The sequence below is a fragment of the Armatimonadota bacterium genome, assembly GCA_020354555.1.
In the GTDB taxonomy this organism is placed as follows: Bacteria; Armatimonadota; Hebobacteria.
Genome location: CP070648.1, coordinates 1 through 6,882 on the forward strand (window position 1 = coordinate 1; position 6,882 = coordinate 6,882).

The 6,882-nt window shown below is 67.8% G+C and carries 8 protein-coding genes; all 8 read left to right on the forward strand.

Annotation, left to right across the window (positions count from 1 at the left end):
• Positions 1 to 872: FtsW/RodA/SpoVE family cell cycle protein (locus JSV65_00005; protein ID UCH34775.1), on the forward strand; the 872-nt coding region annotated here is incomplete at its 5' end.
• Positions 869 to 2,287 carry a UDP-N-acetylmuramate--L-alanine ligase gene (locus JSV65_00010; GenBank protein UCH34776.1) on the forward strand — a complete coding sequence of 473 codons (1,419 nt, stop codon included), beginning with the start codon at positions 869 to 871 and terminating at the stop codon, positions 2,285 to 2,287. The genes JSV65_00005 and JSV65_00010, both read left to right, overlap by 4 nt.
• Positions 2,275 to 3,234, forward strand: coding sequence for a UDP-N-acetylmuramate dehydrogenase (gene murB, locus JSV65_00015; protein ID UCH34777.1), 960 nt, complete (start codon positions 2,275 to 2,277; stop codon positions 3,232 to 3,234). Before JSV65_00010 ends, murB begins: the two co-directional genes overlap by 13 nt.
• 10 nt (positions 3,235 to 3,244) lie before the next feature.
• Entirely contained in the window at positions 3,245 to 4,273 is a 1,029-nt protein-coding gene (locus JSV65_00020; protein UCH36656.1) for a D-alanine--D-alanine ligase, read from the forward strand.
• Positions 4,274 to 4,276: 3 nt separating this feature from the next.
• The gene (locus JSV65_00025; protein ID UCH34778.1) at positions 4,277 to 5,053 is read left to right on the forward strand and encodes an FtsQ-type POTRA domain-containing protein; all 777 of its coding nucleotides are present in this window, start codon (positions 4,277 to 4,279) and stop codon (positions 5,051 to 5,053) included.
• A 28-nt stretch (positions 5,054 to 5,081) separates the two neighbouring features.
• Complete coding sequence (locus JSV65_00030) at positions 5,082 to 5,819, forward strand: DUF881 domain-containing protein (GenBank protein ID UCH34779.1); 738 nt, start codon at positions 5,082 to 5,084, stop codon at positions 5,817 to 5,819.
• A 35-nt stretch (positions 5,820 to 5,854) separates the two neighbouring features.
• Positions 5,855 to 6,241, forward strand: a complete 387-nt coding sequence (locus JSV65_00035) for a small basic family protein (protein ID UCH34780.1) — start codon at positions 5,855 to 5,857, stop codon at positions 6,239 to 6,241.
• Positions 6,242 to 6,256: 15 nt separating this feature from the next.
• A partial coding sequence (locus tag JSV65_00040) for a hypothetical protein (protein UCH34781.1) occupies positions 6,257 to 6,882 on the forward strand: 626 nt, incomplete at its 3' end.

Consider the following 6,882-nt stretch of genomic DNA (forward strand, 5'->3'; position numbering starts at 1 on the left):
ACGGCGCGCGGCGGTGGTTCCAAATCGGCTTCCTGCATCTCCAGCCCTCCGAGTTCGCCAAGCTCGCCGTCATCATCGCCGCTGCGAGATACGCCGTCGGGAACCCACGGGACATGCGATCGCTCAAGGGGCTCGCGTGGCCGATGGCGGCGGCCGCCGTGCTCGCCTTTCTCGTCGTCATCGAGCCCGATCTCGGCACCGCAGTTGTCATCCTTGCGCTTGCATTTCTCGTATATCATTTCGGTGGCGCGAGGGCGCGCCATCTGGCGGTTTACGCGGTGATCGGGCTCGCGTTTGTCGTGGTTGCCATCATGGCCGAGCCGTACCGCAGGGAGCGGGTCATGTCGTGGCTGCGCCCACATGAGACATCGCTGACCAGCGGCTATCAACTGCGGCATTCCGTGATCGCGCTCGGCGCGGGGGGGCCGGTCGGCCGCGGGCTGGGCGGGAGCCACGAGAAGTATTCCTACCTGCCGGCGGCGGAGACCGACTGCATTTTTGCTATCATTGGGGAGGAGACGGGGTTGATCGGGACCTGGGGGCTGCTCGCGCTGTTCGGGCTGCTGCTGTGGCGCGGCACGGCGGCTTCTCTCCGCGCCACCGACCGGTTCTCGGCACTCGTCGGGGCCGGCGTCACGGCGATGATCACGCTGCAGGTCATACTCAATGTCGCGGTTGTGACGGGCATCGTGCCGACCAAGGGCGCGCCGCTGCCCTTTGTCAGCTACGGGGGGTCGTCGTTGATCTTCAGCATGGCCGCGGTCGGGCTGCTGCTGAACGTATCGCGCCAGTCCTCGCGCGTCCCGCGGGTAGTCGAAGTCCCGGTGAGCCGCCGCGGGACGGAGCGCGCACGTCGCGCCGCAAGCGCATGAATCACATCAAACGCGAGCTTCATACGCACCTCATCGGCGTCGGCGGCATCGGGATGAGCGCCGTGGCGCAGGTGCTGCGCTCGCGCGGCGACCGCGTCTCGGGATGCGACATTCGCCCCTCCCCTCTCACCGCCAAGCTCGAGGGCCTCGGCATCGCGTTCAGCGAAGGCCACAGCCCGGCTCACCTCGCCGGGGTGACGCGGGTTGTTGTCTCAGACGCCATCAGACACGACAGCCCGGAACTCCTGCATGCCAGGGAACTGAATCTGCCGGTGCTGCGCCGCTCGCAACTCGTCGGGGAGCTGATGGCGGAGAAGCGCGGCATTGCGGTCGCCGGGACTCACGGTAAGACGACCACTACCGCGATGGTCGGCTTCATCCTGGCGCAGGCCGGCCTCGATCCGACGGTGCTCGTCGGCGGGGAACTGCCCGCCTTCGGCGGCAACGCGCGCATCGGCAGCGGCGACTTCTTCGTCGCCGAGGCGTGTGAGGCCTACGAGTCGTTTCTCGATCTCGAGCCCGAGATCGCCGTCGTCACCAACGTCGAGGCGGAACATCTCGACCATCATAAGAGCGAGCAGGGGCTGATCGAGAGCTTCGCCAAGTTCCTGGGGAACATCCGCGACGGTGGGCGCGTGGTGTTCTGCGCGGACGACCCGCGCGCAACGTCGCTGGCGATCGACGCGAGTGCGGAAGCCGTGAGCTACGGCACGGCGGCTCAGGCCCTCTTCCGCGCGGTGGACATCGGCGACGACGGTCTCGGGATGAGGTTCGTCGCGGTGCATCCCCACGGACGCGTGGATGCCCGGCTCCCGGTTCCGGGCCGCCACAGCGTGCTCAACGCCCTGGGCGCAATGGCGGCGTGCGCGCTCGCTGGCGTCAATCCCGAGCAGTCGGTGCGGATACTCGAATGCTACGGCGGCGTCGAGCGACGCTTCCAGGTAACGACCACGGCGAGCGGCGTGACGGTGGTTGACGATTACGCGCACCATCCGACCGAAGTCCGCGCCGTGATGGCAACTGCGCGGCCGCGCTGCACCGGCGCGCTCGTGGTCGTGTTCCAGCCGCATCTCTACAGTCGAACGCGCGACTTTCTCGATGCGTTCGCCGACGCGCTGGCCCTGGCGGATCGCGTCATCGTGACGGATGCGTACGCGGCGCGGGAGGAACCGAGCGCGGGTCTCAACGGCGACGCGATCGTCGAGGCGCTGCGCAAGCGCGGCAAGGAGGACACGCATTTCCGGGCGCAGAAAGACGAGGTGGCGGGTGTCCTCAGTGAGACTCTTTCCGCCGGCGACTGGGTGTTGGTGCTCGGCGCCGGTGATATCGGATCTGTGGCAGTGAATCTGGTGGAGAGACTAGGCCGTTGCACGCCGGCACAAGCAGTCGAAGGGAGACCGGCATGCACGGGGTGAACGCGGCGGCAGGCGGCGCCGGAACGATCTCACAGTCGGCTCGGGCGCGCGGTCTGAAGGACCTGCAATCCGCCTTGCGCGGGGAGGTGCGGCTTGACGAGCCGATGAGTCGCCACACGACGTTCCGCATCGGCGGGCGCGCGGACATCTTCATCCAGCCCAAGGATGAGGAGGACCTGCGGCTCGCAGCGGCATGGCTGCGACAGGCGGGAGTGGCACTGCGGATCATCGGCAACGGGAGCAACCTGCTCGTCGCGGACGCGGGCTTTCGCGCGGCGGTCATCAAGCTTTCGCCGGCGTTCAAGGACATCCACTTCAACGGCGAGGGCGTGATCGCCGGTGCGGGGGCGGCGCTGGCGACGGTGGTCAACCGGTGCGCGCGTGCTGGGTGGAGCGGTTTGGAGAGCACGGTGGGGATCCCCGGCACGATCGGCGGCGCCATCGTCACCAACGCGGGCACGGATACGGGCTCCATCGGCGACCTGGTGCAGGATGCGGTGGTGATGGATGAAGGCGGCAACGTGTTCAACATCCGGTGCGCCGAACTCAACTACGGTTATCGGTGCAGCAGCCTGACCCTGTCGCGGCACGTGGTGCTGCGGGCGCGGCTGCGGTTGACGAAAGCGGATTCGGTGGAGGTGCGGGCGAAGATGCACCGCCTGCACCTCAAGCGCAGCAGTCGCCAGCCGCTCGGCTGCCGGTCGGCCGGGAGCGTGTTCAAGAATCCGCCGGAGATCGCGGCGGGCAAGCTCGTGGATCGCGCAGGATGCAAGGGCCTGCGCGTGGGCGACGCCGAGGTCTCGACCACGCACGCGAACTTCATCATCAACCGCGGGCGGGCCACCGCCGCCGATGTGCGGAATCTGATGTGCGAAGTACAGGAACGAGTGCTCCGCGTCCACGGCATATGGCTCGAGCCCGAGATCGAACTCATTGGAGAATGGTAGGCAGATCGGCGTGAGCAAACTGCGCGTGGCGGTGCTGATGGGCGGGCGCTCCAGCGAGCGCGAGGTGTCGCTCAAGAGCGGCAACATGGTGCTGCGTCACCTCGACCCCGCCAAATACGATGCACTCGGTTTCGATACGGGCTCCCTGCATCGGATCGAGGGCGGCGCGCCTGCCGGCAGCCTCCCGGCAGGCCCCACCGAGGCAGACCTCACCGCGCTTGCTCCGCTCGTTCCGCGCGCCATCAAACCCAACTCGACGGAGCCGGCGGTTGACGTCGCCTTCATTGCGCTTCACGGGCGGGGCGGCGAGGACGGCGCCATCCAGGGCTTGCTGGAGCTGCTGGGCATACCATACACGGGTTCCGGCGTCCTCGCCAGCGCGCTTGCCATGGACAAAGTCGCTGCAAAGAGGATCTTTAGGGCTGAGGGCATCCCCACCCCGCAGTGGCGAGACTTCTGGATGGACAACTGCGTTGACCCGCGCTCCATCGCGGCGGAGATCGAGTCCGCGCTCGGCCTCCCCGCGGTGATCAAGCCCGCATGCGAGGGCTCGACCATCGGCATCACCATCGCCCGCCGCGGCGACGAACTGCCGGCGGCGCTGGAAACCGCCGCGAAGTACGGCCCCCACGTGCTGGCGGAGCAGTTCGTGGGCGGCACGGAAATCACCGCCGGCATGCTGGGCAACCGCAGCCCGCAGGTCTTGCCGCTGGTCGAGATCGTGCCGGAGGGCGGGTTCTACGACTACCACGCCAAGTACACGCCGGGGGCAACGGAGGAAATCGTCCCCGCGCGCGTCAGCGACGACGTGGCCCGTCGGGCGCGCGAAGCAGCCCTCGGCGCGTTCGAGGCACTGGGGTGCCGCGGCGTCGCCCGCGTGGACATGATCGCCGGAACGGAGGGGCCGGTCGTGCTCGAGGTCAACACCGTGCCTGGCTTGACGGAGACGAGCCTGGTGCCGCGGGCGGCTGAGGCCGCCGGCATGAGCTTCGGCGATCTGCTCGACCGCATCATCGAACTCGCTCTGGAGGAGCGCTAACAGGTGCACGAGCAGCGCTATAACGAGATAGCGCCACGGGGCGCGCGGCGGCGGCGCCGGGATTATCTGCTGATGACATTGCGCGTGGCGGCGGCACTGTTGTCGGCGGCCTTGCTGGTCGAACTCGCCTGTGCCGTCGTCTTGTCGCCGCGGTTCCGCGTGCGTCAGGTGAAGCTGCTCGGAGTGAGGACGTTGGACGCCGGGGCTGTGCTGTCTCGCGCGGGCATCGGCGCGGATGCGAAGCTCGGGGCCATTTCGACGGGCAAGATCCGTCGCCGTCTCGCAGCCATACCCGCCGTGGACTCGGTCGCGGTGGCGCGCGACTGGCCCGGCACGTTGGTTATTGTCATCCGCGAACGCATACCGGCGGCATTCGTCCGCTGCGGCGCGGGTATTGTGTTACTGGACCGCCAGGGCATCGCGTTCACCGCTGACCGCATGCGCGCGGAAGGGCTGCCGGAGTTGAGGGGCGTCACGGTGCATCTCGGCAAGCTCGGCCGGCGACAGGACTGCACGGCGCTGCGGAGCGCGATGGCGGCGCTCACGGCGGCGCAAGAGGCGGAGCTGACGGTCGGAGAGGCGGTCGTTCGCGGGCCGAGCGATCTCGAGCTGCGCCTGGCAGACGGCACACGTCTGCGCCTCGGGCGGGCGGAGCACTTGCGTCTCAAACTGAGTCAGGCCAAGGTCGCGCTGATGCAGCTTCAGCCGTTGCACGAGGTCGAATACGTTGACGTGAGTTGCCCCGACGCGGCGGTGTGGAAGCCGCGCGTGAAGTCGTAGTTGAAGGAGCGCATGGATACCCATGGACGTGCGACATATCCGAATCAGGATGGCGAGTTGGGTGGCGCCGGTGACGGCGGTATGCTTCGTCATCGGCGGCCTGCTGGCGCTTCAGTTCACGACACAGCGCAAAGCCGGGCTGCCTCCGCGCGGCGGGCGCTCCGACGCGCTGGCCGAGATGTTGGCCTACTCCCAGAATCAGATCGACAAACAGGAGGAGGAGATCAAGCAGCTGCGCGCCCAGCTCAACGAGTACCTCGAGGCATCCACCCAGCGCGAGGAGCTATTCGGGCTGCTCAAGAACCAGCTCACCGACTACCAGATCGCCCTCGGCCTGGTGGAGGTCAGGGGGCCGGGCATCGTGATGAGCCTGGACGACAGCGAGCTGGCCGCCCAGGCGAAAGAGAATCGGGAGCCCTTCCTGGTGCATGATTACGACCTGTGGCCGGTGGTGAACGAGCTGCGCGCGGCGGGCGCGGAGGCGATTTCCGTCAACCGGCAACGCGTGGTCGGTAACACGGCCATTCGCTGCGCGGGGGCGGTGCTCAAGATCAACGACGTCCCCGTGGCGTCGCCTTTTGTCATCAAAGCGATTGGCGATCCGGACGCTCTCGCCGGCGCGCTCAACATCCCGGGCGGGATCGTCGAGCAGTTTCGTGCCTCGAAATTCCCGGTCCGGGTGGAGATCCAGAAAGAGATCACGATCGAAGCCGTGGGCGTGAGCCCGAAGCTGCATCACGCCCAACCCGTTCCCCTGGAGAAGTAGCTGATGGATCGTTCGTGCCCGCGGAGAGGCAGCCTATGATCATCTTCCCACTATTCGCACTGCTTGTCGGCTTTCTGCTGGTCTACGTCCTGCTGGGCGACGTGTCGTTACCCCTCGGCTACGCGGACTACATCTCGCTCATCATCCTCGCGAGCCTGGACGCGATAGCGGGCGGGGCGCGCGCGCGCCTGGAGGGACGCTTCGACGACGCGATCTTCATCACCGGCGTCATCTTCAACTCGCTCGCCGCGGTCGCGCTCACGTACATCGGCGACCGCATGGGGATGAGCCTCTATCTCGCCCCGATGGTGGCGCTGGGCGTGCGTATCTTCTATAATATGGGGCGCGTGCGACGGCTCCTAATGGGGCGCTCGGAGGTCGGACCCGCAGCAGCAGGCTCTGAGTTGGAACGTACGAGCTGAAGGCAACCTGAACCGGTGGCTCGCGAACGGACAATCATTGCCCTTGACCCGGGCACGACGAAGACTTGCGCCCTCGCTGTTCGGATCGGCGAGGGCGCTCCGCATATCCTTGGGGCGGGGCGGGCCACCTCGGTCGGGATACGCAAGGGTCTCGTCGCCGAGCTGCGCTCCGCGTCGTCGTCCGTGGCCGAGGCCGCCGCGAGGGCCTGCCGCGCGGCGGCGGTGCGCTGCGACCGGGCATGGCTGTCGGTATCCGGGGAGCACGTAGAAGGGCTGCCGTCGCGGGCCGATATCGAGCCCGCGGGCGACGAGGTGCGGGAGCGTGACCTCGACGCGTGTCTGCGCCGAGCGGTGGAGCGGGCGCAGTTGCCCGCCGGGCGGGAGGTGCTGCACGTGCTGCCGGGCGACTTCGCGCTGGATGGGCAGCGCGGCATCTCAAGTCCTCTCGGAATGGCCGCCCGGCGCGTGCAGGTTGACGCCTATGTCGTAACCGCCACCAGCACCGCCCTCGACAACCTCGAACGATGCGTCGAGGCGGCGAGCCTGACCATGGAGCAGGAAGTGCTCGCCGGCCTCGCCGCGGCCTGGGCGACGACCGACGAGGCGGAGCGATCGGCCGTGGCGCTGGTGATTGATATCTG